This window comes from Nocardioides sp. S5, from assembly GCF_017310035.1.
GTDB lineage: Bacteria > Actinomycetota > Actinomycetes > Propionibacteriales > Nocardioidaceae > Nocardioides.
In genome coordinates this window covers 2,645,482-2,671,672 of the sequence record NZ_CP022296.1, presented here as the reverse complement: position 1 = coordinate 2,671,672, position 26,191 = coordinate 2,645,482, and the positions used below count along the sequence as shown (strand labels likewise).

General features: G+C 72.9%; 30 protein-coding genes, 1 tRNA gene and 1 riboswitch. Of the genes, 21 read left to right on the top strand and 10 right to left on the bottom strand.

Going from position 1 to position 26,191, the window contains the following annotated elements:
- The 3 genes from CFI00_RS13175 to CFI00_RS13165 all read right to left on the bottom strand — a co-directional run bounded on the left by CFI00_RS13175 (nucleotide 1) and on the right by CFI00_RS13165 (nucleotide 3,581).
- A complete protein-coding gene (locus CFI00_RS13175; RefSeq protein WP_207081589.1) occupies nucleotides 1–504 on the bottom strand; it encodes a flavodoxin domain-containing protein in 504 nt (167 codons plus the stop codon).
- The gene (locus CFI00_RS13170) at nucleotides 501–1,832 is read right to left on the bottom strand and encodes a hypothetical protein (RefSeq protein ID WP_207081588.1); all 1,332 of its coding nucleotides are present in this window, start codon (nucleotides 1,830–1,832) and stop codon (nucleotides 501–503) included. Before CFI00_RS13170 ends, CFI00_RS13175 begins: the two co-directional genes overlap by 4 nt.
- Nucleotides 1,833–1,913: 81 nt before the next feature.
- Complete coding sequence (locus tag CFI00_RS13165) at nucleotides 1,914–3,581, bottom strand: bifunctional 3'-5' exonuclease/DNA polymerase (RefSeq protein WP_207081587.1); 1,668 nt, start codon at nucleotides 3,579–3,581, stop codon at nucleotides 1,914–1,916.
- Between the two features lie 63 nt (nucleotides 3,582–3,644).
- Between CFI00_RS13165 and CFI00_RS13160 the strand changes: the two genes are divergently transcribed.
- The 3 genes from CFI00_RS13160 to CFI00_RS13150 all read left to right on the top strand — a co-directional run bounded on the left by CFI00_RS13160 (nucleotide 3,645) and on the right by CFI00_RS13150 (nucleotide 6,545).
- Nucleotides 3,645–4,097, top strand: a complete 453-nt coding sequence (locus tag CFI00_RS13160) for a VanZ family protein (RefSeq protein WP_207081586.1) — start codon at nucleotides 3,645–3,647, stop codon at nucleotides 4,095–4,097.
- Nucleotides 4,098–4,173: 76 nt separating this feature from the next.
- Entirely contained in the window at nucleotides 4,174–5,157 is a 984-nt protein-coding gene (gene ppk2, locus CFI00_RS13155; protein WP_207081585.1) for a polyphosphate kinase 2, read from the top strand.
- Nucleotides 5,158–5,162: 5 nt separating this feature from the next.
- On the top strand, nucleotides 5,163–6,545 hold the full coding sequence (locus tag CFI00_RS13150) for an MBL fold metallo-hydrolase (RefSeq protein ID WP_207081584.1): 1,383 nt from the start codon (nucleotides 5,163–5,165) through the stop codon (nucleotides 6,543–6,545).
- Nucleotides 6,546–6,835: 290 nt separating this feature from the next.
- Here the strand turns inward: CFI00_RS13150 and CFI00_RS13145 are convergent, their stop codons facing one another.
- Together CFI00_RS13145 and CFI00_RS13140 are read right to left on the bottom strand one after the other, a co-directional pair.
- Nucleotides 6,836–7,096: a hypothetical protein gene (locus CFI00_RS13145; protein ID WP_207081583.1), complete on the bottom strand. Its 261-nt coding sequence runs from the start codon at nucleotides 7,094–7,096 to the stop codon at nucleotides 6,836–6,838.
- An 80-nt stretch (nucleotides 7,097–7,176) separates the two neighbouring features.
- A tRNA-Leu gene (locus CFI00_RS13140) sits at nucleotides 7,177–7,265 on the bottom strand.
- Nucleotides 7,266–7,345: 80 nt separating this feature from the next.
- Between CFI00_RS13140 and CFI00_RS13135 the strand changes: the two genes are divergently transcribed.
- The 6 genes from CFI00_RS13135 to ribH all read left to right on the top strand — a co-directional run bounded on the left by CFI00_RS13135 (nucleotide 7,346) and on the right by ribH (nucleotide 13,159).
- Nucleotides 7,346–8,689, top strand: a complete 1,344-nt coding sequence (locus CFI00_RS13135; protein ID WP_207081582.1) for a M20/M25/M40 family metallo-hydrolase — start codon at nucleotides 7,346–7,348, stop codon at nucleotides 8,687–8,689.
- Nucleotides 8,690–8,817: 128 nt separating this feature from the next.
- Nucleotides 8,818–8,947, top strand: a riboswitch (FMN riboswitch).
- An 82-nt stretch (nucleotides 8,948–9,029) separates the two neighbouring features.
- The gene (gene ribD / locus CFI00_RS13130; RefSeq protein WP_242532384.1) at nucleotides 9,030–10,085 is read left to right on the top strand and encodes a bifunctional diaminohydroxyphosphoribosylaminopyrimidine deaminase/5-amino-6-(5-phosphoribosylamino)uracil reductase RibD; all 1,056 of its coding nucleotides are present in this window, start codon (nucleotides 9,030–9,032) and stop codon (nucleotides 10,083–10,085) included.
- Nucleotides 10,085–10,714 carry a riboflavin synthase gene (locus tag CFI00_RS13125; RefSeq protein WP_207081581.1) on the top strand — a complete coding sequence of 210 codons (630 nt, stop codon included), beginning with the start codon at nucleotides 10,085–10,087 and terminating at the stop codon, nucleotides 10,712–10,714. The genes ribD and CFI00_RS13125 overlap by 1 nt, the downstream gene beginning before the upstream one ends.
- On the top strand, nucleotides 10,714–11,409 hold the full coding sequence (gene pnuC / locus CFI00_RS13120) for a nicotinamide riboside transporter PnuC (protein ID WP_207081580.1): 696 nt from the start codon (nucleotides 10,714–10,716) through the stop codon (nucleotides 11,407–11,409). The genes CFI00_RS13125 and pnuC overlap by 1 nt, the downstream gene beginning before the upstream one ends.
- Nucleotides 11,406–12,683, top strand: coding sequence for a bifunctional 3,4-dihydroxy-2-butanone-4-phosphate synthase/GTP cyclohydrolase II (locus CFI00_RS13115; protein WP_207081579.1), 1,278 nt, complete (start codon nucleotides 11,406–11,408; stop codon nucleotides 12,681–12,683). The genes pnuC and CFI00_RS13115 overlap by 4 nt, the downstream gene beginning before the upstream one ends.
- Entirely contained in the window at nucleotides 12,680–13,159 is a 480-nt protein-coding gene (gene ribH / locus CFI00_RS13110) for a 6,7-dimethyl-8-ribityllumazine synthase (RefSeq protein WP_207081578.1), read from the top strand. The genes CFI00_RS13115 and ribH overlap by 4 nt, the downstream gene beginning before the upstream one ends.
- 10 nt (nucleotides 13,160–13,169) lie before the next feature.
- On the opposite strand, the gene CFI00_RS13105 is transcribed toward ribH, so the two are convergent.
- Complete coding sequence (locus CFI00_RS13105) at nucleotides 13,170–13,445, bottom strand: DUF3072 domain-containing protein (protein WP_242532383.1); 276 nt, start codon at nucleotides 13,443–13,445, stop codon at nucleotides 13,170–13,172.
- Nucleotides 13,446–13,551: 106 nt separating this feature from the next.
- Between CFI00_RS13105 and CFI00_RS13100 the strand changes: the two genes are divergently transcribed.
- Genes CFI00_RS13100 through CFI00_RS13090 form a run of 3 tightly spaced genes read left to right on the top strand, consistent with a single transcriptional unit; the run spans nucleotide 13,552 to nucleotide 15,107 of the window.
- Nucleotides 13,552–13,815 (top strand): phosphoribosyl-ATP diphosphatase, encoded by a 264-nt coding sequence (locus tag CFI00_RS13100; RefSeq protein ID WP_207081577.1) that lies wholly within the window; start codon nucleotides 13,552–13,554, stop codon nucleotides 13,813–13,815.
- A gap of 7 nt (nucleotides 13,816–13,822) precedes the next feature.
- Nucleotides 13,823–14,668, top strand: coding sequence for an ATP phosphoribosyltransferase (gene hisG / locus CFI00_RS13095; protein WP_207081576.1), 846 nt, complete (start codon nucleotides 13,823–13,825; stop codon nucleotides 14,666–14,668).
- Complete coding sequence (locus CFI00_RS13090; protein ID WP_207081575.1) at nucleotides 14,652–15,107, top strand: PH domain-containing protein; 456 nt, start codon at nucleotides 14,652–14,654, stop codon at nucleotides 15,105–15,107. The genes hisG and CFI00_RS13090 overlap by 17 nt, the downstream gene beginning before the upstream one ends.
- Here the strand turns inward: CFI00_RS13090 and CFI00_RS13085 are convergent.
- The 4 genes from CFI00_RS13085 to CFI00_RS23630 are packed head-to-tail and all read right to left on the bottom strand — an operon-like array spanning nucleotide 15,104 to nucleotide 18,288.
- Complete coding sequence (locus tag CFI00_RS13085; protein WP_207081574.1) at nucleotides 15,104–16,018, bottom strand: aldose 1-epimerase family protein; 915 nt, start codon at nucleotides 16,016–16,018, stop codon at nucleotides 15,104–15,106. The genes CFI00_RS13090 and CFI00_RS13085 overlap by 4 nt on opposite strands.
- A 23-nt stretch (nucleotides 16,019–16,041) precedes the next feature.
- The gene (locus CFI00_RS13080; RefSeq protein WP_207081573.1) at nucleotides 16,042–16,608 is read right to left on the bottom strand and encodes an AAA family ATPase; all 567 of its coding nucleotides are present in this window, start codon (nucleotides 16,606–16,608) and stop codon (nucleotides 16,042–16,044) included.
- A 7-nt stretch (nucleotides 16,609–16,615) separates the two neighbouring features.
- A complete protein-coding gene (locus CFI00_RS13075; RefSeq protein ID WP_207081572.1) occupies nucleotides 16,616–17,833 on the bottom strand; it encodes an amino acid deaminase/aldolase in 1,218 nt (405 codons plus the stop codon).
- Nucleotides 17,830–18,288: a hypothetical protein gene (locus CFI00_RS23630; protein ID WP_242532382.1), complete on the bottom strand. Its 459-nt coding sequence runs from the start codon at nucleotides 18,286–18,288 to the stop codon at nucleotides 17,830–17,832. The genes CFI00_RS13075 and CFI00_RS23630 overlap by 4 nt, the downstream gene beginning before the upstream one ends.
- A gap of 46 nt (nucleotides 18,289–18,334) precedes the next feature.
- On the opposite strand from CFI00_RS23630, the gene CFI00_RS23625 reads away from it, so the two are divergent.
- The 9 genes from CFI00_RS23625 (at nucleotide 18,335) to CFI00_RS13030 (ending at nucleotide 26,070) form a co-directional block, all read left to right on the top strand.
- Entirely contained in the window at nucleotides 18,335–18,880 is a 546-nt protein-coding gene (locus CFI00_RS23625) for an SseB family protein (RefSeq protein WP_242532381.1), read from the top strand.
- A gap of 237 nt (nucleotides 18,881–19,117) precedes the next feature.
- Nucleotides 19,118–19,867 (top strand): translation initiation factor IF-3, encoded by a 750-nt coding sequence (gene infC, locus CFI00_RS13065; protein ID WP_347401902.1) that lies wholly within the window; start codon nucleotides 19,118–19,120, stop codon nucleotides 19,865–19,867.
- Nucleotides 19,868–19,909: 42 nt separating this feature from the next.
- Entirely contained in the window at nucleotides 19,910–20,122 is a 213-nt protein-coding gene (locus tag CFI00_RS13060) for a 50S ribosomal protein L35 (protein WP_056606600.1), read from the top strand.
- A gap of 66 nt (nucleotides 20,123–20,188) precedes the next feature.
- On the top strand, nucleotides 20,189–20,575 hold the full coding sequence (rplT, locus tag CFI00_RS13055; protein WP_090971165.1) for a 50S ribosomal protein L20: 387 nt from the start codon (nucleotides 20,189–20,191) through the stop codon (nucleotides 20,573–20,575).
- 56 nt (nucleotides 20,576–20,631) lie between these two features.
- Nucleotides 20,632–21,366: an RNA methyltransferase gene (locus CFI00_RS13050; RefSeq protein WP_347401861.1), complete on the top strand. Its 735-nt coding sequence runs from the start codon at nucleotides 20,632–20,634 to the stop codon at nucleotides 21,364–21,366.
- Nucleotides 21,363–21,629 (top strand): DUF4031 domain-containing protein, encoded by a 267-nt coding sequence (locus CFI00_RS13045; protein WP_207081570.1) that lies wholly within the window; start codon nucleotides 21,363–21,365, stop codon nucleotides 21,627–21,629. The genes CFI00_RS13050 and CFI00_RS13045 overlap by 4 nt, the downstream gene beginning before the upstream one ends.
- 10 nt (nucleotides 21,630–21,639) lie before the next feature.
- A complete protein-coding gene (locus CFI00_RS13040; protein ID WP_242532380.1) occupies nucleotides 21,640–22,716 on the top strand; it encodes an ATP-binding protein in 1,077 nt (358 codons plus the stop codon).
- Nucleotides 22,717–22,780: 64 nt separating this feature from the next.
- A complete protein-coding gene (locus tag CFI00_RS13035; protein WP_207081569.1) occupies nucleotides 22,781–23,479 on the top strand; it encodes a response regulator transcription factor in 699 nt (232 codons plus the stop codon).
- Entirely contained in the window at nucleotides 23,476–26,070 is a 2,595-nt protein-coding gene (locus tag CFI00_RS13030; protein ID WP_207081568.1) for a DUF4153 domain-containing protein, read from the top strand. Before CFI00_RS13035 ends, CFI00_RS13030 begins: the two co-directional genes overlap by 4 nt.
- Nucleotides 26,071–26,191 lie beyond the last annotated feature (121 nt).

Below are 26,191 nucleotides of genomic sequence, written 5' to 3'. Positions count from 1 at the left end.
TCAGCGGGGGTGTGCCGCGGTGGCGAGCGAACGCGCCCATGCCCGCGCCCTCTCCAGCTCTCCCTCGAGCAGCGGCCCGGACACGTCCTCGACGTAGAACGACTCCACCGCGACCACGCGTCCGAGCCCGCGCCGCGCGACCACCTTGCCGGCCGCACGTGCCGCCGAACCCGGGAACCGGCGGACCTTGGCGACGCGGGTGTCGAAGGCGGCCACGGTCACCTGCGGCGTCCGGGGCAGGCCGGCCAGCCATTCGCGGATCCCGCGGATCTCGTGCTCGTGGGCGGCGCCCTGCGCGACGGCGTCGCGTCGGGTCCCCGCACGGCTCATGGAGAAGGCGTGGGTGGGGCCGCCGACGACGAGCAGGTCGACGTGTGCCGGCAACGGTGTGGGTGCGTCCGTCACGTCGACCACCTCGACGTGGCCGGGCAGGTCGGCAGCGATCGCCTCCGCGATCGCGCGGGTGTTGCCGAACATGGACTCGTGCACGACGAGCGTGGTCATGATGAGTGTCCTTCCTCGAGGAGCAGCGGGTGTAGGTCCTGCGGGTCGATCGACCGCAGCCAGCGCACCACCAGCCACGTGCTGGCCGCCAGCAGCAGGAGGCTCGGCCCGGCGTCGGGACCGAGGTGGACGTCGGCACCGGTTGCGAGCGAGAGCAGGGGCCCGGCCCAGAGGGCGGTGAAGAGGGTGACGACCTTGATGAGGGCGACGACCGCCAGCGCCGGACCCACGCGGTGGCGACGCAGCAGCAGCACCCCCACGAGGACGACCAGCGGCAGGACGATCGCGAGGTCGAGCCAGAAGACCGGGTAGGGGGTGCCGCCGATGCCTTGGGGCTCGGGGCGCGCACCGCCGAGGGCGAAGGGGAGCAGGACCGAGAGCCACAGGCCGGCGAACAGGACGCCGGTGGCCACGAGCATCCAGCCGGTGCCGGTCGTGAGTGCGCTGGACGCACGGCTGGCCGGCGGGCGGGCCACGACCTGTCCCAGGCCGGACACCAGACCGTAGCCGGCGAGCCCCACGATCACGACGTAGACGAGGAACATGCGGTTCATCGGCACGCCGGTGACGTAGATGAGGTAGCTGTAGGTGAGGTAGCCCAGCAGGCCGAGCCGCACCAGCAGGGTCGTGGACGAAGGGCGCCGGGACACGAGGGCGAGGAGCAGGACGGCCACGGCGATGCTGCACGCGTCCTGGGCACGGGCGCCGACGACCGTCGCTTCCGGCAGCGACCGGTACGGCGACTCGGCCACGAGTCCGTAGACGGAGGCCACGAGCACGCTACCGGCGAGCGTGACGGTCGACCAGAGCGTCGACGGACCGGGCGCCGCGCGGCTCTCCGGTCGTTCGTCGCCCGACGCCGTCGGCGTACGCCGTCGCGCCGCGACCGGCGCTGCTGTCGCGACGAGCGCGACCATGTCGGCGCGTGCGGCCGGGGCCAGCACGGCCAGCACCGGGATGCTCCAGAGCCAGAAGCCGAAGCCGAACGACATCAGCAGGACGTGGAACACCAGCACGCCCACCCACCCGGCCCGGGCGGCCGGGCCGCCGCGCAGCAGGAGCAGCCCGAGGACGACCTCACCCGCGGCCAGCAGCAGGATCCAGGCGAGGGGGTGCGTCATCACCACCTGCCGCCAGGCATCGGTGACGGAGGACGAGAAGGACTCGTCGGCGAAGGTGCGGTAGGACTCGGCGTCCGCGAGCACGATGCCGGCGTTGAGGCCACCCATGACGAGGTAGAAGCCCCCGACGAAGCGGCGGACGGCAGCCGCGCGTGCACTGCCCGCGCCGACGGCGACGGTCGTGTGGCGCTCGATCGTGGTGCTCACCGGGGTGCCTCCTGCCTCCACCTCCAGCCTCGAGCACCCCGGCAGCGCCGGGCAGGGGCGAGTGTCGCCGCGGGGGAGGACCTAGGTCCCGGCCGTGGCCGTGGCCGTGCCCTTGCCGGCGTCGGCGTAGGACGAGACGACGGAGATGCTCAGCGGGAAGTCCACGGCGAAGTCGCGGAACACCAGGCGTCCCGCACCCGCGGCCGCCTGCTCCAGCTCGGCGGCGACGTCGTCGGCGAGCGTCGCCGGCGCGTGCACCACGACCTCGTCGTGCAGGAAGAGGACCAGGTGGGGACGCTCGTCGAGGGCGCCGGTGCCGCCGAGCCGCCACAGCCGGTTGCGCAGGTCGGCGATCCAGCACAGCGCCCACTCCGCACCCGTGCCCTGCACGACGAAGTTGCGGGTGAAGCGGCCGTAGGCGCGACGTCGCCGGTCGAGCGCCTGGAGGTCGGACGGTGCCTCGTCGGGCTCCTCGTCCCAGGAGCCGCCGAGGGAGGGGGATCCGCGCCCGAGGACGGTGCGGACCACCTGCCCGCGCTCGCCGGCCCGAGCAGCCTCGTCGACCAGCGCGAAGGCGGCGGGGTAGCGCCGGGTGAGTCCCGCGACCATCCGTCCGCTCGCACCACTGGTGGCGCCGTACATCGCGCCGAGCAGGCCGAGCTTGGCGTCCTGACGGGTCGCGACGGCGCCGTCGGCGACCATGCCCTGGTAGAGGTCGGCGCCCTGCGCGGCGCGCGCGAGGGCGGTGTCGTGGCTCATCCCGGCGAGCACCCGCGGCTCGAGCTGCGCGACGTCGGCGACCACGAGCACCCACCCCTCGTCGGCGACGGCGGCGGATCGCACCTGCACGGGGAAGGACAGGGCGCCACCGCCGTTGGACGACCAGCGGCCGGTCGAGGACCCGGCCGGCTGGTAGGACGGCCGGAACCGGCCGTCACCCGCCCACTCGTCGAGCCACGCCCAGCCGTTGGCCTGGAAGAGGTGGGCGAGCTTCTTGTAGCGCAGCAGCGGCTCGATGGCCGGGTGGTCGACCTGCCGCAGCGTGGCCGCCCGGATGTCGGGCACCTCGACGCCCGCCCTTCTCAGGGCGCCCATCAGGTCGGTCCGCGACTCGGGGTTGAGGCCGGGGGCGCCGAAGGCGCGGCGCACCTCGCCGGCCAGCTCGTCGAGCACCGGCGGCAGCGCGTCGCGCAGGGGTCTCGGACCGAGCAGGTCGGTGAGCAGTCGCTCGTGCACCTCGGTGCGCCACGGCACGCCGGCGTACGTCATCTCCGCTGCGGCCAGCGCCCCCGCGGACTCCGCCGCGAGGAGCAGCCCGAGCCGGGTGGGCTCGCCGGACGTGGCGACCGCGGCGAGCTGGCGGGCGTCCTCGACGTCGGCTCGCAGGTGCTCGGCGGTGTCGTCGGCGGCGAACAGCGTGGGATGGCTCGGCTCCGCTGCCGGGCCCAGCCGGTCCCAGGACCCCGAGTCGTCCCCGTCGAGCAGCAGCCCGTCCACCGCAGGGGCGCGGCGCAGCACGCGCCGGCACAGCCTCAGGTCGTGGCAGCGCGCCACCCGCACGCCCGCGGTGAGCAGCGGGGGATACCACCGCGCGGTGTCGTCCCAGACCCACCTCGGAGCCTCGGCGGTGTCGGCCTCGCGCGCCCGGACGTACGCCGGAAGATCGTCGAGGGGGAGCTCCTCCCCGACACCGCCTGTAGTGACGAGCACACGCTCGCCCGGCAGGCGGGAGAGCTGGACCCGGGTCATGGGGACACCCTCTCCCACGGCACCGACGTCAGGGCCCCCTTGGTCCACCCGGATGATGGTCGGGTGCTGCACCGACATCCCTTCCTGAGTCTGCTGACCCTGCTCTACCTCGGCTTCGTCGGGCTCGTCACCCTGGTCCCGGCATCGGAGCAGCCCGACTACTACGGCCTGGCCGCCCGGGTCCTGGCCCGGCTCGAGCGCTACCCCGACCTGGACCCGCTGACCAGCAGGCTGAACGTGGACCGGATCGAGTTCCTCGCCAACATCGGACTCTTCGTCCCTGTCGGGATGTTCCTGCTGCTGCTCGTCGGCGCCCGACTGTGGCCCGTCGCCATCGCGGTCGGCATCGTGCTGACCTCGATGATCGAGAGCGCCCAGCGCGCGATCCCCGGCCGGGTGCCGGACCCGCGCGACGTGGCCGCGAACTCGCTCGGCACCTTCGCCGGAGTCGCGCTGGCACTCGTGCTGACCCTCCCCGCCACGCTCAGGCGCCGGCGCGCGGCCCGCGCGCGCTGACCACCCAGCCGAAGGGCCCCCGCCTTCGGGACGATGGGCACTGCCAGCGAGCCGCTGCGCTGCCTAGCGTCGAGGCATGGCGACCCTCGACGGCCACGGCCCGACCCTGTCCCCGCGCGTGCCGATCGGCACCCCCGGCCACGCGGAGGAGCTCGACGAGCTCCTCGACCTGACCGACGAGCTCCGCAGCGAGGGTGAGGAGTCCGACGACCGGCCCGGGCCCGGCGGTGTACCTCCGTGGCGCCAGGGCTACCCCTACGCCTCGAAGCTCGGTCGTCGCGACTACGAGCACACCAAACGGCTGCTGCAGATCGAGCTGCTCAAGCTCCAGGCGCACGTGAAGGACACCGGCCAGAAGGTCGCGATCCTCTTCGAGGGCCGTGACGCCGCCGGCAAGGGCGGCGCGATCAAGCGGTTCATGGAGCACCTCAACCCGCGTGGCGCCCGGCTCGTCGCGCTCAGCGTGCCGACCGAGCTCGAGAAGTCGCAGTGGTACTTCCAGCGCTACGTCGCCCACCTGCCGAGCGCCGGCGAGATCGTGCTGTTCGACCGGTCCTGGTACAACCGCGCCGGGGTCGAGCGGGTGATGGGGTACTGCACCCCGGTCCAGTACCTCAACTTCATGCGCGAGACGCCGGACTTCGAGCGGATGCTCACCCACGCCGACATCCACCTGGTGAAGCTGTGGTTCTCGGTCTCGCGTGCCGAGCAGGCGGCGCGCTTCGCGGCGCGGTCGTCCGACCCGGTCCGGCAGTGGAAGCTGTCGCCGACCGACCTGGCCAGCCTCGACAAGTGGGAGGCCTACACCGACGCCAAGGAGACGATGTTCTTCCACACCGACACCGGTGACGCTCCGTGGACGGTGATCAAGTCCAACGACAAGAAGCGCGCCCGTCTGGAGGCGATGCGGGTCGTGCTCTCGCAGCTGGACTACCCCCAGAAGGACCACGACGTCGTCGGCACGCCCGACCCGCTGCTGGTGGGCTCCGCCAACCGCGTCCACGAGGACGACGAGGACCCCGCCCGGTTCTTCCCGCCGATCGAGTCGCTGGGGAGGTGAGCACCGTGGCCACGCAGACGTCGCTGACCTTCCTGGGTGCGGTCGACACGGTCACCGGGAGCCGGTTCCTGCTCGAGTCGGACGGGACGCGGGTCCTGGTCGACGCCGGGCTCTACCAGGGCCTGGCCGTCCACCGCCGCCGCAACTGGGAGCCGCTGCCGGTCGATCCCCGCACGATCGACCACGTGCTGCTGACCCACGCCCACCTCGACCACACCGGCTACCTGCCGCGCCTCGTGAGGGACGGCTTCGCCGGGCGGGTGACCTGCACCCGGACGACCGCCGAGCTGGCAGCCATCGTCCTGCGCGACAGCGCGCACCTCCAGCAGGAGGACGCGAGGTACGCCAACACCGCCGGCTTCTCCAAGCACCATCCGGCCCTCCCGCTCTACGGCGACCACGACGTGGAGCGCGCGCTCGCCCTCATCGACCCGGTCGAGCTCGACACCGACGTGGCGCTCGCACCCGGTGTGGGCGTACGGCTCGCACGCGCCGGCCACATCCTCGGCTCGGCCACGGTCGACGTGCGACTGGGGGAGTCGCACGCGTCCTTCAGCGGCGACCTGGGTCGTCCCCGCCACCCGCTGCTGCGCCCGCCGGAGGACCCGCCCGTCGCGGACACCCTCGTGGTGGAGTCGACGTACGGCGACCGCGCGCACCCCGCACCCGACCCGGACCAGCTCGCCGACGCGATCTGCCGCACCGTCGAGCGTGGCGGGTCGGTGCTGGTCCCGGCCTTCGCCGTCGACCGCACCGAGCTGGTCCTCCTCGAGCTCCGGAGGCTGATGGGGGAGGGGCGCATCCCCGAGGTGCCCGTCTTCGTGGACAGTCCGATGGCGCTCGCCGCGCTCGAGGTCTACCGCCGCGCGGCGGCCCGCGGCGCCCCCGAGCTGCGCCGCGAGGCGCGCGCCCTGATGGCCGACCTCGACGTCGGCGTGCAGGGCGTCCACGACCCCGAGAGCTCCATGCGGCTGAACCGTCCCGGACGTCCCAGCATCGTCATCTCCGCCTCGGGGATGGCCTCGGGTGGCCGGGTCCTGCACCACCTCGCGCACCAGCTGCCCGAGCGCCGCAACACGGTCCTCCTCACCGGCTACCAGACCGACGGCACCCGCGGGCGGCAGCTGGCGGAAGGGGCACGGCAGGTGAAGATCCACGGTCGTTACGTCCCGGTCCGCGCCGAGGTGGTGGCGCTGACGGGCTTCTCCGTGCACGCCGACGCGCGGGAGACCCTCGAGTGGCTCGGCCGCGCTCCGCGCCCGCCGCGGACCCTCTACGTCGTCCACGGCGAGCCCGCCTCGGCGGCCGCCCTGGCCCGCGAGATCTCCGTCGAGCTCGGCTGGACCGCCGTCGTGCCGTCGTACGGCGAGCGCGTCCTGGTGGGGTGAGCGGCCGATGTACGCCGACGCGCACGCACGCGCGCGTCCACCGGGCTGGCTCGTCGTCGTCGACGTCACCGCCAAGGTGCTGCTGCTGGCCGCCGGATCTCGGTGGACCCCGGGTGGGGCAACCTCGAGGGCAAGGCCCCCGGCACCCGCGCCCTGACCTATCCGCTGCTGGCGCTCGTGGTCCCGGTGTGGCACGCGGTGGCACGGTCGGGACGTCCGTACCCCTGGGGTGCCGACGTGCTCGTCACCCTGCCGGGCTTCTCCGACATCCTCGGCAACCGCCTCGACCTCTACGACCGCCTCACCTGGTTCGACGACGCCATCCACCTTGCCGCGACCGGGTCCCTCGCCGCGGCGGTGGTCCTGCTCGCCGGGGCCGCACACGCGCCGGTGCTGCGCCGCCTCGAGATCGCCGTCGCGTCGGGCATGACGATGGCGCTGGCCTGGGAGATGTGGGAGTACGCCGCCTTCGTGACGAGGTCGAGGGAGGTGGCCACGGCGTACGCCGACACCGTCGGCGACCTCGCGATGGGGTGGACGGGTGCCGTCACGGCCGCGGTCCTCGTCGGGGTGGTGCACCCCCGACGACGACGAAGCCCCAGGTCAGGGACCTGGGGCTTGCCTGTCGAGCTGGTGTCCGAGGGGGGACTTGAACCCCCACGCCCTAATACGGGCACTAGCACCTCAAGCTAGCGCGTCTGCCAATTCCGCCACCCGGACGAGTGCTGGGAAACAGTAGCAAAGCAGCTCCCCGCCAACGAATCGGGGCTGCTGCTCGCTCGTGGGGCAGGATGGACGGCATGGAACAGGTGCCCACTGACCACTCGGCAGTCAGCTCGCCGGACCGTTCGTACGACCCCGCGAAGGAGGTCGTGCAGCTCTGCCAGGACCTCATCGCGATCGACACCTCCAACTACGGCACCGACGACGGGCCGGGGGAGCGCAAGGCCGCCGAGCACGTCGCCACGCTGCTCGACGAGGTCGGCATCGAGAGCCGGGTCATCGAGGGCCGCCCGGGTCGGGCCAACGTCGTCGCGCGCTGGGGCGGCGGCGACGGCCGCGCCCCGCTGCTGCTGCACGGGCACCTCGACGTCGTGCCCGCCGAGGCGTCCGACTGGGAGGTCGACCCGTTCGGCGGGGAGATCAGGGACGGACAGGTCTGGGGCCGCGGCGCGGTCGACATGAAGGACTTCGACGCGATGCTCCTCAGCGTCGTCCGGGCCCGGGCGGTTGCCGGCGCCGCGCCCGACCGCGAGGTCGTGCTCTGCTTCACCGCCGACGAGGAGGCGGGGGGCCACCACGGTGCCGGGATCCTCGTCGACCAGCACGCGGACCTGCTCGCCGACTGCAGCGAGGCGGTCGGCGAGGTCGGCGGGTTCTCCGCGACGATCCGGGGTCGTCGGGTCTACCTCATCGAGGCGGCCGAGAAGGGCATGGCGTGGATGCGCCTGACCGCGCGCGGGCGCGCGGGCCACGGCTCGATGATCAACGACGACAACGCCGTCACCCGGCTCGCCGGCGCCGTGGCACGCATCGGCGCGCACCAGTGGCCGGTGCGGCTGACCCCCACCATGGAGGTGCTGCTCGCCACCGTCGGGGAGCTCGCCGGCACCGAGGCGACCCCGGACAACGCCGAGGCCCTCGTCGAGGAGTTCGGCGACGCCGCCCGCATGCTCGGCGCCGTCATCCGCAACACCGCCAACCCGACGATGCTCAAGGCCGGCTACAAGACCAACGTCATCCCCACCGAGGCGCACGCGACGATCGACGGCCGCTTCCTCCCCGGCTACGAGGACGAGTTCTTCGCCACCCTCCACGAGCTGGCCGGTGACGGCATCGAGTTCGACTTCGAGTCCAAGCAGGACCCGTGGGAGACGCCGTACGACGGCGACCTGGTCACCGCGATGAGCCGCAGTCTCCTCGCCGAGGACCCCGACGCCCTCGTCGCCCCCTACCTGATGAGCGGCGGCACCGACGCCAAGCACTTCCGCAAGCTCGGCATGCGCTCCTACGGCTTCGCGCCCCTGCGCCTGCCCGCCGACCTCGACTTCACCGCGCTCTTCCACGGCGTCGACGAGCGGGTCCCGGTCGACGCGCTGGAGTTCGGCGCGCGCGTCTTCGACCGGTTCCTCGACCAGGTCTGATCCCCGCCGGGCCGCTCCGTCGGCACCAGCCGGCGCCGTCCGTCCCCTCGGCCGGTGTTGCGCACGTCACGACCGGACAGCGGTGAGGGAATCATCCGCGCTGTGGCAGAGTTGCGTCCACGAAGAGCTTGCGTGCTCTGGGGGCGGTGGAACTCCGCACCGGCGGTCACAGTCCGCGACCCGACCACATCCAGTGGCCGGTTGACCAGGTGGAACTCCTGGACCGACGGTCACAGTCCGGATGAGAAGTGCACGCTGACGGCTCCACGCCCTCCCGCCACGGCGAGGGGCGTACGCCGTCGCCCGCCCCCCGGAGTCCCACCACGGACCGGAGGCGGAGATGACGACGACCAGCGAGGCGGAGCGGCGCGCCATGCAGCGCGCCCTGGCGCTCGCCGTCACCCCCGGCGTGCCCCTCGGGCCGAACCCCCGCGTCGGCTGCGTGCTGCTCGCCCCTGACGGCGCCACGATCGCCGAGGGGTTCCACCGCGGCGCCGGCACGGCCCACGCCGAGGCTGCCGCGCTCGCGGAGGCCGGTGACGCCGCCCGGGGCGCGACCGCCGTCGTCACCCTCGAGCCGTGCAACCACACCGGTCGCACCGGACCGTGCAGCGAAGCGCTCGTCGCCGCAGGCGTACGCCGGGTCGTCTACGCCCAGCCCGACGCCAACCCCGTCGCCGTGGGCGGTGCGCGACGGCTGCGTGAGGCGGGCATCGAGGTCGTCGGCGGCGTGCTGATCGAGGAGGCTCAGCTCATCAACCGCGCCTGGACCTTCGCGGTCGCGAGGCGTCGTCCCTTCGTCACGTGGAAGTTCGCCACCACCCTCGACGGGCGCAGCGCGGCCCCCGACGGCACCAGCCGCTGGGTCTCCAGCCGCGCCGCCCGGCTCGACACGCACCGCCTCCGCGGGCTGTGCGACACGATGCTGGTCGGCACCGGGACCGTCGAGGTCGACGACCCCGAGCTCACCGTGCGGGACGAGGTCGACGAGCCGGTCGCGGTGCAGCCCCTGCGCGCCGTGATGGGGCTGCGCGACCTCGCCCCGGACCGCCGGGTCCTCAACGACCGAGCCGAGACCGTCCACCTCCGCACCCGCGACCCCGAGGAGGCGTTGGCCAGGTTGCACGAGCTCGACCGCCAGCACGTCTTCCTCGAGGGCGGACCCGCGCTCGCCCGCGCCTTCCTGTCCGCCGGTCTCGTCGACGAGGTCGTCGCCTACGTCGCGCCGATGCTGCTCGGCTCGGGCACCAGCGCCGTCGCGGACCTCGGCATCACCACCATCGGCGACGCGCTGCACCTGCACGTCACGGACGTGGCAGTGCTGCAGGGCCACGACGGCGAGGACACCAACGTGCGACTGACCATGAAGCCGCTCACGACCCCCAGGAGGTCCTGATGTTCACCGGAATCGTCGAGGAGCTCGGCACGATCGCCGAGGTCACCGACCAGGGAGACGCGATCCGCCTCACGATCGAGGCGTCCACCGTGCTCGACGGCACGATCCTGGGTGACTCGATCTCGGTCAACGGCTGCTGCCTGACGGTCGCCGAGCTCGGGGAGGGCCGGTGGACCGCCGACCTGATGCAGGAGACCCTCGACAAGACCTCGCTGCGCGGGGTGGCCCCCGGTGACCGGGTCAACCTCGAGCGCGCCGTCACCGTCGACAAGCGCCTCGGCGGTCACATCGTGCAGGGCCACGTCGACGGCGTCGGCGAGATCGTCTCCCGCTCGCCCAGCGAGCACTGGGACGTCGTCGAGGTCTCGCTGCCCGCCCACCTCGCGCGCTACCTCGTGGACAAGGGCTCGATCACCGTCGACGGGGTGAGCCTCACCGTCGTCGAGGCGGGGAAGTCCTCCTTCACCGTCAGCCTGATCCCCGAGACGCTCGCCCGCACCACGCTCGGCACCCGCCGCCCCGGCGACCTGGTCAACCTCGAGGCCGACGTCATCGCCAAGCACGTCGAGAAGCTGCTGGGCGCCTACGCCTCCACCCACCTCCCGGCCGACATCCAGAAGGACTCCTGATGCCCCTGATCGAATGGCTCCTCGACGGCACCATCCCGGTGCCGGGCGGGGAGCTCAGCGCACGGGAGGTCGTCGGCAACCTCTTCGGCCTCGCCAGTGCGATCCTCGGGATGCGGCGCGTGGTGTGGGCGTGGCCGGTCGGCCTGGTCGGCAACGTCCTGCTCTTCACCGTCTTCGCGACCGGTGAGCTCTCCGGCGCGGTCGCCGAGCCGCTGTGGGGACAGGCCGGCCGCCAGGTGTTCTTCGCGGCCGTCTCGCTCTACGGCTGGTGGCGCTGGTCCCGGCTGCGTGACGCCGGCGGCGCCTCCGACGGTGGTGCGATCGCCCCGCGGTGGGCGACCGGTGCCGAGCGGGCCCAGCTGCTCGTGCTCGGCGTCGTCGGCTACGCCGTGGCGTACGTCGTGCTCATGCAGGTCGGGTCGTGGGGCCCGAGCACCGAGGCGTGGATCCTGGCCGGCTCCATGCTCGCGACCTACGGCATGGCCCGCGGCTGGGTGGAGTTCTGGCTCGTCTGGGTCCTCGTCGACGTCGTCGGCGTGACCACCCTCGTCCAGGCCGGCTACTACCCCACGGCGGGGATGTACCTCGTCTACGCCGTCTTCGTCGTCATCGGCTTCGTGGTCTGGCTGCGCGCCAGCCGCACCGTCGTCGAGACCAGCGGCACCGAGAAGACCGAGGAGGTCGTCGCAGCATGAGCACCACTCCCGCCAGCACTCCCGACAGCAGCGTCCGGCTCGACCCCGTCGAGCGCGCCGTCGCCGACATCGCGGCCGGCAGGGCCGTGGTCGTCGTCGACGACGAGGACCGCGAGAACGAGGGCGACATCATCTTCGCCGCCGCGAAGGCGACGCCGGAGCTGATGGCCTTCACGATCCGCCACTCCAGCGGCGTGATCTGCGTGCCGATGCCCGGCGACATGCTGGAGCGGCTCGAGATCCCGTTGATGACCCCGCACAACAAGGACAAGCTGCGCACGGCCTACACGATCTCCGTGGACGCCCGCGACGGCGTCAGCACCGGTATCAGCGCCGCAGACCGCGCGCACACCGCCCGCACGCTCGCCGACTCGGCCACCGAGCCTTGGGAGCTGACCCGGCCCGGGCACGTCTTCCCCCTGCGCTACCGCGAGGGCGGCGTGCTCGTGCGCCGCGGGCACACCGAGGCGGCCGTCGACCTCGCCGTGCTGGCCGGCCTGACCCCGGCCGGCGTGCTCGTCGAGGTGGTCAACGACGACGGCACCATGAAGCGCGGACCCGAGCTGCGCGATTTCGCCGACGAGCACGGGCTCGCGATGATCTCGATCGAGGACCTCGTGCGCTACCGCCGCCGGCACGAGCGCCACGTCGAGCGGGTCGCCGAGACCCGTCTGCCCACGCGACACGGCGACTTCACCGCCTACGGCTACCGCATCACCATCGACGGCAGCGAGCACGTCGCGCTCGTGCACGGCGACATCAGTGGCGACGAGCCGGTGCTGACCCGGGTGCACAGCGAGTGCCTCACCGGTGACGTCTTCGGCAGCGAGCGGTGCGACTGCGGTCCCCAGCTCGACGAGGCCCTCGCCAGGGTCGTCGCCGAGGGCAGGGGAGTGGTGGTCTACCTCCGGGGCCACGAGGGCCGCGGCATCGGCCTGGTTGCCAAGCTGCAGGCCTACCAGCTCCAGGACGGCGGGCGCGACACGGTCGACGCGAACCTCGACCTGGGCCTGCCCGCCGACGCCCGCCACTACGGCACGGCGACGCAGGTCCTGCGCGACCTCGGGGTCTCCTCGGTGCGCCTGATGACCAACAACCCCGCCAAGACCGCCAGCCTGGAGGACTTCGGGATCGCGGTCGCCGAGCGGGTGCCGCTCACGCCGCACCCCAACGACCACAACCTCACCTACCTGCTGACCAAGCGCGACCGGATGGGGCACGACCTGCCCGACCTGGCCGGCGACCAGCCCCTGCACGAAGGAGGACGTCCATGAGCGGCGCCGGAGCACCCACGTCCCAGCCCTTCGACGCGAGCGGCCTGAAGGTCGCCGTCGTCGCGGCGAGCTGGCACACCCAGGTCATGGACGGACTGGTGGCCGGCGCCGAGCGTGCACTGGCGGCGTACGGCGTCACCGAGCCGGAGGTGGTCCGGGTCCCCGGCACCTTCGAGCTGCCGGTCGTCGCCGCTGCGCTCGCGCAGGACGGGTACGACGCCGTGGTGGCGCTGGGTGTGGTGATCCGCGGCGGCACCCCGCACTTCGACTACGTCTGCTCGGCCGCGACCGACGGCCTGACGCAGGTGAGCGTGGCGCACGCGGTCCCGGTGGGCTTCGGCCTGCTGACCTGCGACACCGAGGAGCAGGCGCTCGACCGGGCCGGGCTCGACGGCTCGTCGGAGGACAAGGGCTGGGAGGCCACCGCGGCCGCCCTCGACACCGCACGCGTCCTGCAAGGACTGCGCGGGCGCTGAGGGCCGTCGGTCAGGACGTGCGGTCGGTCGCGCCCTGGAGCCGGTCGATGTGCTCGGAGGCCTGCGCCTTGGTGAGGTCCCCGGGGAGCTCCTCGCCGGCCTCGCGGGCGAGGGTGTCGAGGTAGCTGCGCTGCGCGCCGGTCATCGGCTCGTCGCCGGTGACCCACTCCTCGGGGTCCTTGCGGGTGGTGTCGCCCTGGGGGCCGCCCAGGGTGTCGGGGGCCGGCTCCTCAGTGACCTGGGTGTCGGCCGCCTCGGGGTCCGAATGCATGTTCGATTCAGTCATGCTGCGACTGTAGCCCGCGCATCGACGAGGGCAACCCTCCCGTGGGGTGGTCCGCCGTCGGGACCGGCCACGACCTGCGGGGGGCCGCGCCGTAGGCTTGTCCCTCGTGAAGACGTTCGAGGAGCTGTGGGCAGAGCTGTCCACCAAGGCCGAGGAGCGCCCCGAGGGCTCCGGCACCGTCGCCCAGCTCGACGCCGGCGTCCATGCCATCGGCAAGAAGCTGCTGGAGGAGGCCGCCGAGTCCTGGATGGCCGCCGAGCACGAGGGCAGGGACGCGACGGCGCTGGAGATCAGCCAGCTGCTCTACCACGCGCAGGTGCTCATGCTCGCCTCCGGACTGACCCTCGACGACGTCTACGCACACCTGTGAGCCACTGATGACCCTTCGCATCGCCGTCCCCAACAAGGGATCGCTGTCCCAGGCAGCCACCGACATCCTGCGCGAGTCCGGCTACCGCCAGCGCAGCGACTCCAAGGAGCTCGCGCTCGTCGACTCCGAGAACGACGTCGAGTTCTTCTACCTCCGCCCGCGCGACATCGCGCTCTACGTCGGCGAGGGCACCCTCGACGTCGGCATCACCGGCCGTGACCTGCTGCTCGACTCGGGTGCCAAGGCCGACGAGGTGATGGACCTCGGCTTCGGGCGCTCGCGCTTCCACTTCGCCGGCCCCGCCGGCCGCTACTCCTCCCTGGAGGACCTGCGCGGGCTGCGCATCGCGACGTCGTACGTCGGCGTGGTCGAGGACTACCTCTTCCGCCACGGCATCGACGCCTCCGTCACGCGCCTCGACGGGGCCGTGGAGACCAGCATCCAGCTCGGTGTCGCCGACGTGATCGCCGACGTGGTGGAGACCGGCACCACCCTGCGCGCTGCCGGCCTGGCGACCTTCGGCGAGGTCATCCTCGACTCCGCGGCCGTGCTGATCACCCGCGGTGGCGTGGTGCACGACGACTTCGAGATCTTCCGGCGTCGCATCGAGGGCGTCCTGGTGGCCCGCAGCTACGTGATGATGGACTACGACATCGAGGAGGCCCACCTCTCGCGTGCGACGGAGCTGGCACCCGGGCGCGAGGGACCGACCATCTCGCCGCTGGGCAAGGCCGCCTGGGTCGCGGTGCGGGTGATGGTGCCCCGCGCCGGGTCGCAGCGGCTGATGGACGACCTCTACTCGATCGGCGCGCGCGCCATCCTCCTCACGGACATCCATGCCTGCCGGCTCTGACCCGCCGCGCGGTCCCGTCGACCTGCCACGCACCTGGCGGCCGATGGGCGTGCGCTACGCGGTGGTCGGCTTCGGGCTGATGCTGTTCGTCGTGTGCGCCGCAGCGTGGTTCGGGTTCGACGAGTCCGTGAGGGATCGCTTCACCTGGCTCCAGCGGTTCACGCTGCTGGTGCTGGGCGGGTGCCTGGCCGCGTGCGGGTGGGCGCTGGGGCGTGCCCGTGTCACCGCGGAGCCGGACGCGCTCGTGGTCGTCAACGGGTTCCGCACGCGTCACCTCGCCTGGGAGCAGGTCGTGGCGATCCACCTCCCCGCCGGTGCGCCGTGGGCCGTGCTCGACCTGGCCGACGGCACGACGATCCCCGCGATGGCCTTCCAGGGCTCCGACGGGAAGGTCGCTCGCGACGGCGTGCGCCAGGTGCGGGCGCTGCTCGACCGCTAGGCCGGCTGGAGGGCGTGGATGCCCCACGACACCGACAGCTCGTCGCCGGCGCTTCCTGCGGGGGCGAGCGTCGTCAGGTCGGTGCCGGAGTTGAAGGCGTCCGCGGGAGCCGTCATCGGCTCGACCGCGATCGCCGGCCGTCCGCCCTCGGCGGGCGGGGTGAAGACCTGCAGCCACCGGTGGCCCTCGTCGACCCACAGCGCCACGCCGCGCCCGGTGCGCGGATCGACGAGCGTGACGGTGGCCCGGCCGTCCTCGTGCTCGAGGTCCCCGAAGCCGTCGTCCAGCACGGTGTCGCCGATGCGGCGCGGGGTCCTGAAGTCGTACGCCCCGGCGACCGTCTCGGTGCCGGTCGGCAGCCGCCGCTCGTCGGCCACCACCCGGGTGCGCGCCGGGACGCGCAGCTCGAGGTCCTCGATGGTGGCGCCGACCGCGAGGTAGGGGTGCGCCCCGCTGGCGTACGGCGCCGGCTCGGGCGCGAGGTTCGTGGCGGTCTGGGTGACGACGAGCCCGTCGGCGGAGAGGTCGTAGAGGACGTGCAGGTCCAGGGCCCAGGGGTAGCCGCTCTGCGCCATCACCCGGTGCACGAGCGACACCGACGTGCCGGTGTGCTCCTCGAGGGTCCACGGCGCCCACCGGGCCAGCCCGTGCGAGGCGTTGCCACGGGTGGGGTCGCTGAGGCCCAGCTGGTGCTCGCGGCCGCCGAAGGAGTAGCGGCCGTCGCGGATCCGGTTCGGCCACGGCATCAGCAGCTGCCCGCGGCCACCGCCGGACATCTCGGTCTCCGCGAAGCCGTCCACCAGGTCGCGACCGTGGTGGGACAGGGTCCGCAGCGCGGCGCCGCTCTCGGTGACGACGGCGACGTAGCCGGCCGCACGGATCTCGTACTGCTCGCCGCTGGGGAGGACCATGGCGGCCACCCTAGTGACGGACGTCAGCCGGTGGTGACGACGAGGTCCGCGTGTTCCCGGGTCCGCAAGCGGGCGAAGAGCTGCTCCTCGTCGCTGCGCCACTGCTCCCACCGCGGGCGCATGTGCTCGCCGTCGCGGGCCAGCCCCCGCTCGAGCCGGAGGTCGGAGGCGGCCTCGACCCAGACCAGTACGCCGACCCGGTGGGCGACGGACGGTGACCAGCACCCAACCCCCTCGAGCACGAGGAGCCCGCCCGGGGCGACGGCGTGCCACTCGGCCCAGCCGTCGGCGATCCAGTCCCAGCGGCGCCACCGGCCCACCTCGCCGACCGCGAGCGGCTCCAGCAGTCGCTCGACCGCACCGGCCAGGCCGTCGAGACCGCCCCAGCCCTCGAGCAGCTCGTCGCAGTGCACGACGTGCGCGTGCGGGGCCAGGTCGGCGATCGCAGTCGCCAGGGTGGTCTTGCCGGACCCCGCCGGCCCGTCGATGCAGACCAGCCGTCCGCTGCCGAGCGTGGGTGGCGCGTCGAGGACCCGCCCGGCGACGAGGGCGGCGGTCGCGCGGGGATCGGAGCCGGGCTCAGAAGGCACGGTCGGCTCAGAAGGCACGGTCGCAGCCGCGGTAGGACGGCACCACCTCGGTGACCGCCCCACCCCGGACCAGGTGCACGTCGCGCACGTGCTCGAAGAGCTCGCCGGACTTGGCGTGGCGGAACCACACCAGGTCGCCGATGCGGAGCAGCGCGGCGGGGTGTCCGGTGAGCGGCGTCTGCACCTCGCCGGCGCCCTCGAGGCCGGTCAGGTGCAGCCCCGGTGGTGCCCACGGGACCGGTGAGCGGTCCGCGCCCGTCGCGCCGCTGGCGATGAGGCCGCCGCCGTGCACGGTCGCGGTGGTCGGCGTCGGCTTGCGGGTGACCCGCAGCCCGAAGTACGCCGCCGGGCGAGGCACGAACGAGGCGTAGTGGTCGAAGATCCCCGGCACCAGCAGCCCCGAGCCGGCGGCGATCTCGGTGACGGCTGGGTCGGCGCCGGTGGCCTCGACGGACCCGGACCCGCCGCCGTTCCAGAACTCCAGGTCGGCGACGTGGGACAGCGCCTCGGAGATCTCGCGGCGACGCACCTCGAGCTGCGCCATCGACGCCTGCTTGAGGCGGCGTACGAGCAGCGACCTGGTCCGCTGGTCCGGGACGTCGTCCTGGACACCGGCGACCTGCCCCTCGTAGGTCATCACGCCCACGAGCCGGAACCCGTCGCGCTCGACGACCCGGCGTGCCAGGGTCACGACGTCAGCGGTGTCGAACAGCGGGGAGCGCTTGGGACCGATGTGCTGCCCGCCGAGGCGCAGTCCTGCGTCGAGGTCGAGGGCGACGCGGACCTGCACGTCGTGGGAGTCCCGTGCCGCGTCGACCACGTCGAGGTGCGCAGGGTCGTCGACCATCAGGGTGATGGCGCCCGCGGCAGCGGGGGAGACGAGGAGGCGGCGCAGCGCGGCGAGGTCGACCGACGGGTAGGCCACGACGATGTCGTCGCTGACACCCGTCTCGTGCAGCCACAGCGCCTCTGCGACGGTGAAGGCCAGGACGCCGGAGAAGCCGTCGTGGGCCAATGCCCGCCGGATGAGCGCCGGCACCCTCAGTGACTTCGACGCGACCCGCAGCGGCTTGCCCCCGGCACGTCGCACGAGGTCGGCGGCGTTGGTGTCGAACGCGTCGAGGTCCACCACCGCGATCGGGGTGGACGGCGGCTCGGGCAGGGCAGCGACCGCCTGGTCGAGCCGCGACCACAACCGGTTGCGGTCGACGAAGTGGTCGCTCACTCGATGCCTCGTTTGCGCAGCAGCGCCTCGATGTCGGCCAGGTCGTCGTCGACCGGGGAGCGACCCGCGGCGCCGGACGACGACGTGCGGGGGAGGGCGTCCGGGGCCTTGCGGTCGGCGCGGCCCGGGGCACTGCCGCCGGCCTGGGCGCGGCCGAGCTGGCGGTCGCGCAGGAAGCCGCTGACCACGAACAGGACCACGGCGAGGCCGGCCAGGCCCACGCCCGCCCACGTGAAGACGTCGAAGACCAGCCCGGTGGCCCAGTCGGTGACCGACCCGGCGATCTCGACCACGACCTCCAGGGTCCCGGTGAGCCACGCGGCAGCCGGCAGGAGCGTGAAGCCGAGCGCACGCAGCCCGTTGACCGCGCCCCTGCGTCGGAACGCGATCCACGTCCAGATCCCTCCCGCGACGGTGAGTGCGGCGGTCAGAGCGGCCCAGGTAGTCCCATCCACGGGCCCAGAGTCCCACAGCGCGCCACACCTCCGGGACAATGACGGCGTGCCCCACGACGACCCGCGACCCGAGACCGCCGCCCCGGACGAGCCGGCCCGGACCATCCCGGACCCGGGCTTCGCCGACGACCGCGGCGACGCCGACCCGCGGGTTCGGCGGGCCCTGGCCGAGCACGTCGCCGGCCGGGCGAGCTCGGGGGCCGTGCTCGCCACGCTCCAGGACGCCCGGCTCCTGGTGCCGGTGGTTGCGGTCCTCGGGGAGGTCGAGCACGACGCCCAGGGGCTCGCCCACGACAAGTCGTCCGACATGGCGGCCGTGCTGGTGCAGGCTGCGGACGGGAGCACGGGACTGCTGGCCTTCACCTCCACCGAGACCATGGCGCGGTGGGACCCGGGCGCGCGTCCGGTGCCCGTCACTGCCGCCACCGCTGCCACCGCCGCCGTCCAGGACGGTGCCGAGGCGCTGCTCGTCGACCTCGCCGGTCCCGCGGCGTACGTCGTCGACGGGGAAGACCTCACGCGGCTGGCCGCGGGCTGGCGCCTGGTGGGCGTGGGGCAGGGCTACGGCTGGATTGGCCCCTTGGCGGAATGATCCGCTAGCCTTCCGTGTTGACCGATCAGTGCCACCACAGATCCACGGTGGCGCCGATCCCGCCAAGCGGAGGCAGCACCACCGTCTCCCACCCGCACCGATCGCCCTGCACCACAGATCGTCGGGTCAAGGTCCCAGTGAGCACAGGAGTCGCGCGACCTCTGTGACCACGAGCTCCTCCGAGAGGGGGACGCGACGTGACTGGCTCCCGCTTGGCACCAGCGGGAGCCGTTGTGCATTTCCGGGCGAAGTGATTCGACAGGGCACAGTGGAGCTCCCACCCACCGAACCACTGGAGGACCCATCAGCACCGAGCTGCGCATCAACGAGCGGATCCGCGTACCCGAGGTCCGGCTCGTCGGACCCAACGGCGAGACCGTTGGCATCGTGCCGACCGACCAGGCACTCAAGCTGGCCGTGGAGGCCGACCTCGACCTCGTCGAGATCGCTCCCCAGGGACGCCCCCCGGTCTGCAAGCTCATGGACTACGGCAAGTTCAAGTACGAGAACGCCCAGAAGGCCCGCGAGTCGCGCCGCAACCAGACGAACGTGATCATCAAGGAGATGAAGCTTCGTCCCAAGATCGACAAGCACGACTACGAGACCAAGAAGGGTCACGTCGTGCGCTTCCTGGGAGCCGGCGACAAGGTCAAGATCACGATCATGTTCCGCGGCCGTGAGCAGCACCGTCCCGAGCTGGGCTTCCGCCTGCTGCAGAAGCTGGCCGAGGACGTGCAGGAGCTCGGCTTCGTCGAGTCCTCGCCGAAGCAGGACGGTCGCAACATGACGATGGTCATCGGCCCGCACAAGAAGAAGGCCGACGCCAAGATCGACGCCGACGTTGCCCGCGCCACCAAGGAGCAGGAGCGCGCGGAGCGCAAGGCCGAGGAGGACGCCGAGCGCGAGGCAGCCCACGCCGCCGGCCCCGTGGCGCAGAAGAAGGAGCGCGGCCGCTCCGAGAACCTGGATCCGGAGATCGAGGCGTAAGCCTCACTCCCACAGACACACGCAATCGAAGGAAGAGACAACATGCCGAAGAACAAGACCCACTCGGGCGCGAAGAAGCGCTTCAAGGTGACGGGCTCGGGCAAGATCATGCGCCTGCAGGCCGGCCGCAAGTCCGGCGCTGCGTTCGCGTCCGCGCCGACCACGGGAAGCCGCAAGAAGCACCGCCGCAACGCCGGCATGGTCGAGCTCGAGAAGGGCGACGTGTCGCGCGCCAAGAAGATGCTCGGCATCTGAGCCTCATCCCCTGGTGGCCCAGCCGCCGTCCCATCCTGTTTTTCCTCTGCACCAAGGAGTAGCACCATGGCACGCGTCAAGCGCGCAGTGAACGCCCAGAAGAAGCGTCGTACCACCCTCGAGCGCGCCAGCGGTTACCGCGGCCAGCGCTCGCGCCTCTACCGCAAGGCGAAGGAGCAGGTCACCCACTCCCTCGTCTACAGCTACAACGACCGCCGCAAGAACAAGGGCAACTTCCGCAAGCTGTGGATCCAGCGCATCAACGCCGCTGCCCGCGCGAACGGCATGACCTACAACCGCTTCATCCAGGGCCTCGGCCTCGCCGGCATCGAGGTCGACCGCAAGATCCTCGCCGAGCTCGCCGTCAACGACGCGCCGGCCTTCGCCGCGCTCGTCGAGGCCGCCAAGGCCGCCCTGCCCGAGGACGTCAACGCGCCCAAGGTCTCCGCCTGAGCCACATGAGCACTCCACTGACCGCTGGGAACAGTCGCGTCAAGGAGGCTCGCAAGTTGAGCCGCCGCTCGGTACGCACCGAGCGGCGGCTCTTCCTCGCTGACGGCCCGAAGGCCGTCGAGGGTGCCCTCTCCGTCGAGGGTTGCGTCGTCGAGGTCTTCGCGACGCCTGCCGCGCTCGAGCACCACGCGGCCCTGCTCGCCGGCGCCGACGTCACCCTGGTCGACGACCGCGCGCTCGCCTCGCTGTCGGACTCGGTGAGCCCGGCCGGCGTGGTGGCGGTCTGCCGCCACTTCGACGCCCCGCTGCAGCACGTCGTCACCGCGTCCCCGCGGTTGCTCGCCATCTGCGCCGACGTCCGCGATCCCGGCAACGCCGGCACCGTGATCCGCACCGCCGACGCGGCGGGAGCCGACGCGGTGGTGCTGGCCGGCCAGTCCGTGGACCCGTACAACCCGAAGACCGTGCGCGCCACGGTCGGCAGCCTGTTCCACCTGCCGTTCGCGATCGAGCCCGACCCGGCCGCGGCCATCCGTGCCGCACAGGCCCGTGGGCTCACGGTCCTCGCCGCCGACGGCGGGGGCGAGGTCGACCTCTTCGACGCCGACCTGGCCGGACCGACGGCGTGGCTGTTCGGCAACGAGGCCTGGGGGCTCCCTGACGAGCTCGCGTCCCTGGCCGACCACCGGGTGGCCATCCCCATCCACGGCCGCGCCGAGAGCCTCAACCTCTCCACCGCGGCCGCGGTGTGCCTCTACGCGAGCGCCCGCGCCCAGCGGTCCCCGCGATGATCCTCATCGACCCGCCGGCGGTGCCCCGCTGGGACCGGTTGTGGTCGCACCTGGCCAGCGACACGTCGTACGACGAGGTGCACGCCTTCGCCGCGGCCCAGGGGATCCCGTCGCGGGGCTGGGACCGTGACCACTACGACGTGCCTGCCGACCACTACGACGCGATGGTGGCCGCCGGAGCCGTGCCGGTCACCTCGCGCGAGCTGGTCCTCGCCCTGCGCGCCGCGGGCCTGCGGCGGCCGAAGGCGCAGTCGCGCGACTAGGGTTGCCGTCGTGACGGACGAGGGTGGCAGACGGGTCGAGAGCACCCCCAGCAGGTTGCGCTCACTGGCGGACTTCTACCCCGACGGCATCCTCGGCGCCACCCGCGACGGCGTCGTGACGATCCTCAACGCACAGGGGGCCGCGCTGCTCGGGGTCGACGCCCACGACGCGCTCGGGATGCCGCTGGCCGACGTGCTCAGGCTGCTCGACCAGGACGGTCGCACCTGGCTCGACGTGAACCGGCCCTTCGACAGCATCTCGATCGTGCGCGCGATGCCGGAGCAGTCGTGGCTGAGCGCCGCCGGCGAGGAGGTCCTCACCACCGCGACGCTCATCCGCAACGAGCCGCTCGCCCCAGTGGCGGGCATCGCGGTCGGTCTTCGCAGCGGTCGGGGACGAGCACGCCTGGACCGGGAGCGCTCCGACCTCGTCGCCACGGTGGCGCACGAGCTGAGGTCACCGCTGACCGGCGTCAAGGGCTTCGTGCAGGCGCTGCTGAACCGCTGGGACAAGCTCAGCGACGACCAGCGCAAGCTCATGCTGATGACGGTCAACGCCGACGCCGACCGGCTGGCCCGGCTGATCGCAGAGCTCCTCGACGTCGCGCGCATCGACACCGGCCGGCTCCAGCTCTACCCCCGCGAGTCGTCCGCCGAGGTGCTGGTGCGCCGGGTCGTCGACTCCATCGAGGCCGGCACCGCCCGCGACGTCGGGCTCGACGTCGAGGACGACCTCCCGGAGGTCTTCGCCGACCCCGACAAGTTCACCCAGGTCGTGACCAACCTCGTGGAGAACGCCGTACGCCACGGGCAGGGCCGGGTCCGCGTGCGGCTCGCCGCCCTCCCCGAGCTGCCGGGCGTGCGCATCACGGTCGACGACGAGGGCGACGGCATCCCGGTGGAGCTGCGCCGGCGGGTCTTCACCAAGTTCTGGACGACGGGGGAGTCCGGCGGCACGGGGCTCGGGATGTACATCGTCGGCGGCCTGTCCCGTGCGCACGGCGGGTGGGTCACGATCGACGACGCGCCCGGCGGCGGCGCCCGGGTGATGGTCGACTGGCCCAGCGTGGACCTGCGCGAGGACTGAGCCTCCACACAACCTTCACGAGTCGTCCCCGCCTCCACCCCGCCCCCGCTCCTAGGGTCGGTGCATGACGTCACGCAGGGCCCTGGTGGTCGAGGACGAGCGCACCATCAACGACGCGCTCGCCGACCGGTTGCGGGCCGAGGGATACACGGTCGACCAGGCCTTCGACGGTCCGTCGGCGGTCGACATCGCCACGGCGACGCACCCCGACGTGGTCCTCCTCGACGTGATGCTTCCGGGCTTCGACGGCCTGGAGGTGTGCCGCCGCATCCAGGCGGACCGACCGGTGCCGGTGCTGATGCTGACCGCGCGCGACGACGAGGCCGACCTGCTGGTCGGGCTGGGCGTCGGCGCGGACGACTACCTCACCAAGCCGTTCTCGATGCGCGAGGTCGTCGCCCGCGTCTCCGCCCTGCTGAGGCGGGTGGAGCGGGCGGCCGCCCTGGCCAACGAGCGTCCCGCGGCGCTCGAGGTCGGCGGGGTGCGCATCGACCCCGGCACCCGGCGTACGACCGTGGCTGGCGAGTCGGTCCACCTCACGCCCACCGAGTTCGACCTGCTGCTCTGCCTGGCCCGCGAGCCCGGGCAGGTGCTCAGCCGCGAGCGGCTCCTGCGTGAGGTGTGGGACTGGGGTGACTCGTGGGGGAGCCCGAGCGCGTCGCGCACCGTCGACAGCCACGTCAAGGCCCTGCGCAGCAAGGTCGGACCTTCGCGGATCCGCACCGTGCACGGCGTCGGCTACGCCCTCGAGGAGCAGCCGTGAGCACCCCCTCCACGAGCGCCCCGCTCCACGCGATCTCCAGCCTCAAGGTCAAGCTCGGCCTCCTGGTCGCGACCTCGGTCGTCGTGGCCGTGCTGCTGACCCTCCTGGGCTCCGCCGCGGACGTCCCACCTCTGCTGGTGCTCCCGGTCAGCGTCGCACTGGCGCTCGGCGTCACCCAGCTGCTCGCCGCCGGGATGGTCGCCCCGCTGCGCCGGATGACCGAGGTGTCGCGTGCGATGGCGCGCGGTGACTACACGGGCCGGGTGCGCACGACCGCCACGGACGAGGTCGGCATGCTCGCCGACGCCTTCAACCGGATGGCCGAGGACCTGGCGACGGTCGACCGCGAGCGCCGTGACCTCATCGCCACCGTGTCCCACGAGCTGCGCACACCGCTCACCGCCATGACCGCACTCCTGGAGAACCTCGCCGACGGCGTGGTGGAGCCCGACGCCGACCGGCTCGGCGCTGCGCTCGAGCAGGCGCAGCGCCTTGCCGACCTCGTCGACGACCTGCTCCAGCTGTCACGGCTCGAGGCAGGGGTGGTCGAGCTCGACCGCCAGGAGGTCCACCTCCGCGGTCTCGTGGTCGACTCGGTGGCCGAGGTGGCGTCTGCCGGCCGGCCCGGCGCGTTCGACGTCGAGGTGGCCGACGACCTGGTCGTCCGCGCCGACCCGGCCCGGCTGCGCCAGCTGCTGGTCAACGCCCTGGACAACGCCGGTCGCCACGCACCGTCCGACACGCAGGTGCGGGTCAGTGCCGGCGGCATGGTGGGCGACGGGTGGTGGCTCGAGGTCACCGACCGCGGCAGGGGAGTGGCGCCCGAGGACCGCGACCGGGTCTTCGCGCGCTTCGGGACCGACGGCGCGGGTGGCACCGGGCTCGGCCTGGCCGTGGCGCGGTGGGTCGCGGAGCTGCACGGCGGCACCCTGCGCTTCGTCGACCCCGAGGGCGACCGCGGTGCCCGCCTGCGGCTCGAGGTCCCGGCGCGTGCGGCCAGGACCCACCACCCGGTCACCGCGGCGACCACCGCGCCGGCCGCTCCTCCAGTGGCGCGCCAGCCGGACGGCGTACGCCCCCAGCCGGGGCTCGACCTCCTGTTCGGCCGGTTCTGGCCGGAGCACGGAGTGCCCGGCGGGCTGCGCACCGTCCTGGCCGCTGCCGCAGCAGGCCTGGTCGCGGGCATCGCGCTGTCGTTCACCGCGGTCGGGATCACGTGGACGTTGGTCGCCGTGGTCAGCGGCGCGGCCGCGCTGCTCACCGCCCGTCGCCGACGCGAGCCGTGGACCCTGGGTTGCACCGTCCTGGCGCTCCTGCTCGTCCTGCCGATGACCCTCCTGGACGCGTGGTGGGTCCAGATGCTCGGCCTCGTGGCCGCGGCCGCGGTGTTCCTGTGCGGCGTGACGGGTGCCCGGACGATGCCCGGCATCCTCCTCTCCGGGCTCGCCTGGCCCCTCGCGTCGCTGCGCGGGCTGCCGTGGTTCGGGCGGTCGCTGCGCCTGGCTGGCACCGGGACGCGGACCCCGGCGGTGGTGCGTACGGCTGCGTGGTCGGTGCTGGCACTCGGGGTCTTCGGCACGATCTTCGCCAGCGCCGACCCGGTGTTCGGCTCGTGGGTCGACCAGCTGGTGCCCACCCTGACCTTCAACGACCTCGTCGGCCGGGCGTTCCTGGCGTGCTTCGTCTTCGCCGCGACGCTCGGTGCGGGTTACCTCGCCCTCAACCCCGCAGACGTCGAGGTCCTGGGGGGCCGGCGCGGCACCCCGCTGGGCAACCGCTTCGAGTGGCTGGTGCCGGTGCTCGTGGTCGACGCCGTCTTCGTGGCCTTCATCGCTGCGCAGGCCCGCGCACTCATCGGCGGCCGCGACTACATCGAGGCGACCACCGGCCTGACCTACGCCGAGTTCGTCCACCAGGGGTTCGGCCAGCTGACCCTCGCCACCGCCCTCACCGTGCTCGTCGTGTGGGTCGCCGCGCGCCGGGCCGGTCGGTCCCGCGAGGACCGGCGCTGGCTGCTCGCCTCGCTCGGCCTGCTCTGCGGCCTGACCCTCCTCGTCGTCGCCTCGGCGCTGCGGGGCATGGCGGTCTACCAGGACGCCTACGGCTTCACCACGCTGCGGCTCTTCGTCGACGTCTTCGAGGGCTGGCTCGGCTTCGTGGTGCTCGCGATCATGGTGGCCGGTGCCCTCGGGCTCGGTCGCTGGCTGCCGCGGGTGGCGCTCGTGTCGGGAGCGGTCGCGCTGGTCGGGCTGGCCGCGATCAACCCCGACGCCTGGGTCGCCGAGCGCAACCTCGACCGCTGGGAGGCGACCGGCAAGCTCGACCTGTCCTACCTCCAGACACTGTCGGCCGACGCGGCACCCGTGATCGTCGACCGCCTCCCCGAGGACGTCGCCCGGTGTGTGCTCGAGCCGTCGTCCTCCGACGTGCTGCGTGAGGAGTCGGTCGAGGACCCCCGCGCCTGGAACCTGGCGCGCGCCCGCGCGGTGGACGCGCTGGACGCGATCGGGCTGGAGCCGGTGTCGAGCACCGCCGCGTCGTACGGCTCCCCGGAGGAATGCAGTGGCGTGTGGATCGCCTTCGGCGAGTAGAGTCAGCGCCGTGGACACGTGCTTGCGATTTCTGCGCCCCGGACCTGGTCCGTCGGGCAGCTGACGTCGTGGGTCCGGGGAGTGCCCCGTCCGACCCGAAGCCCCTCCACTTCTAGACTCT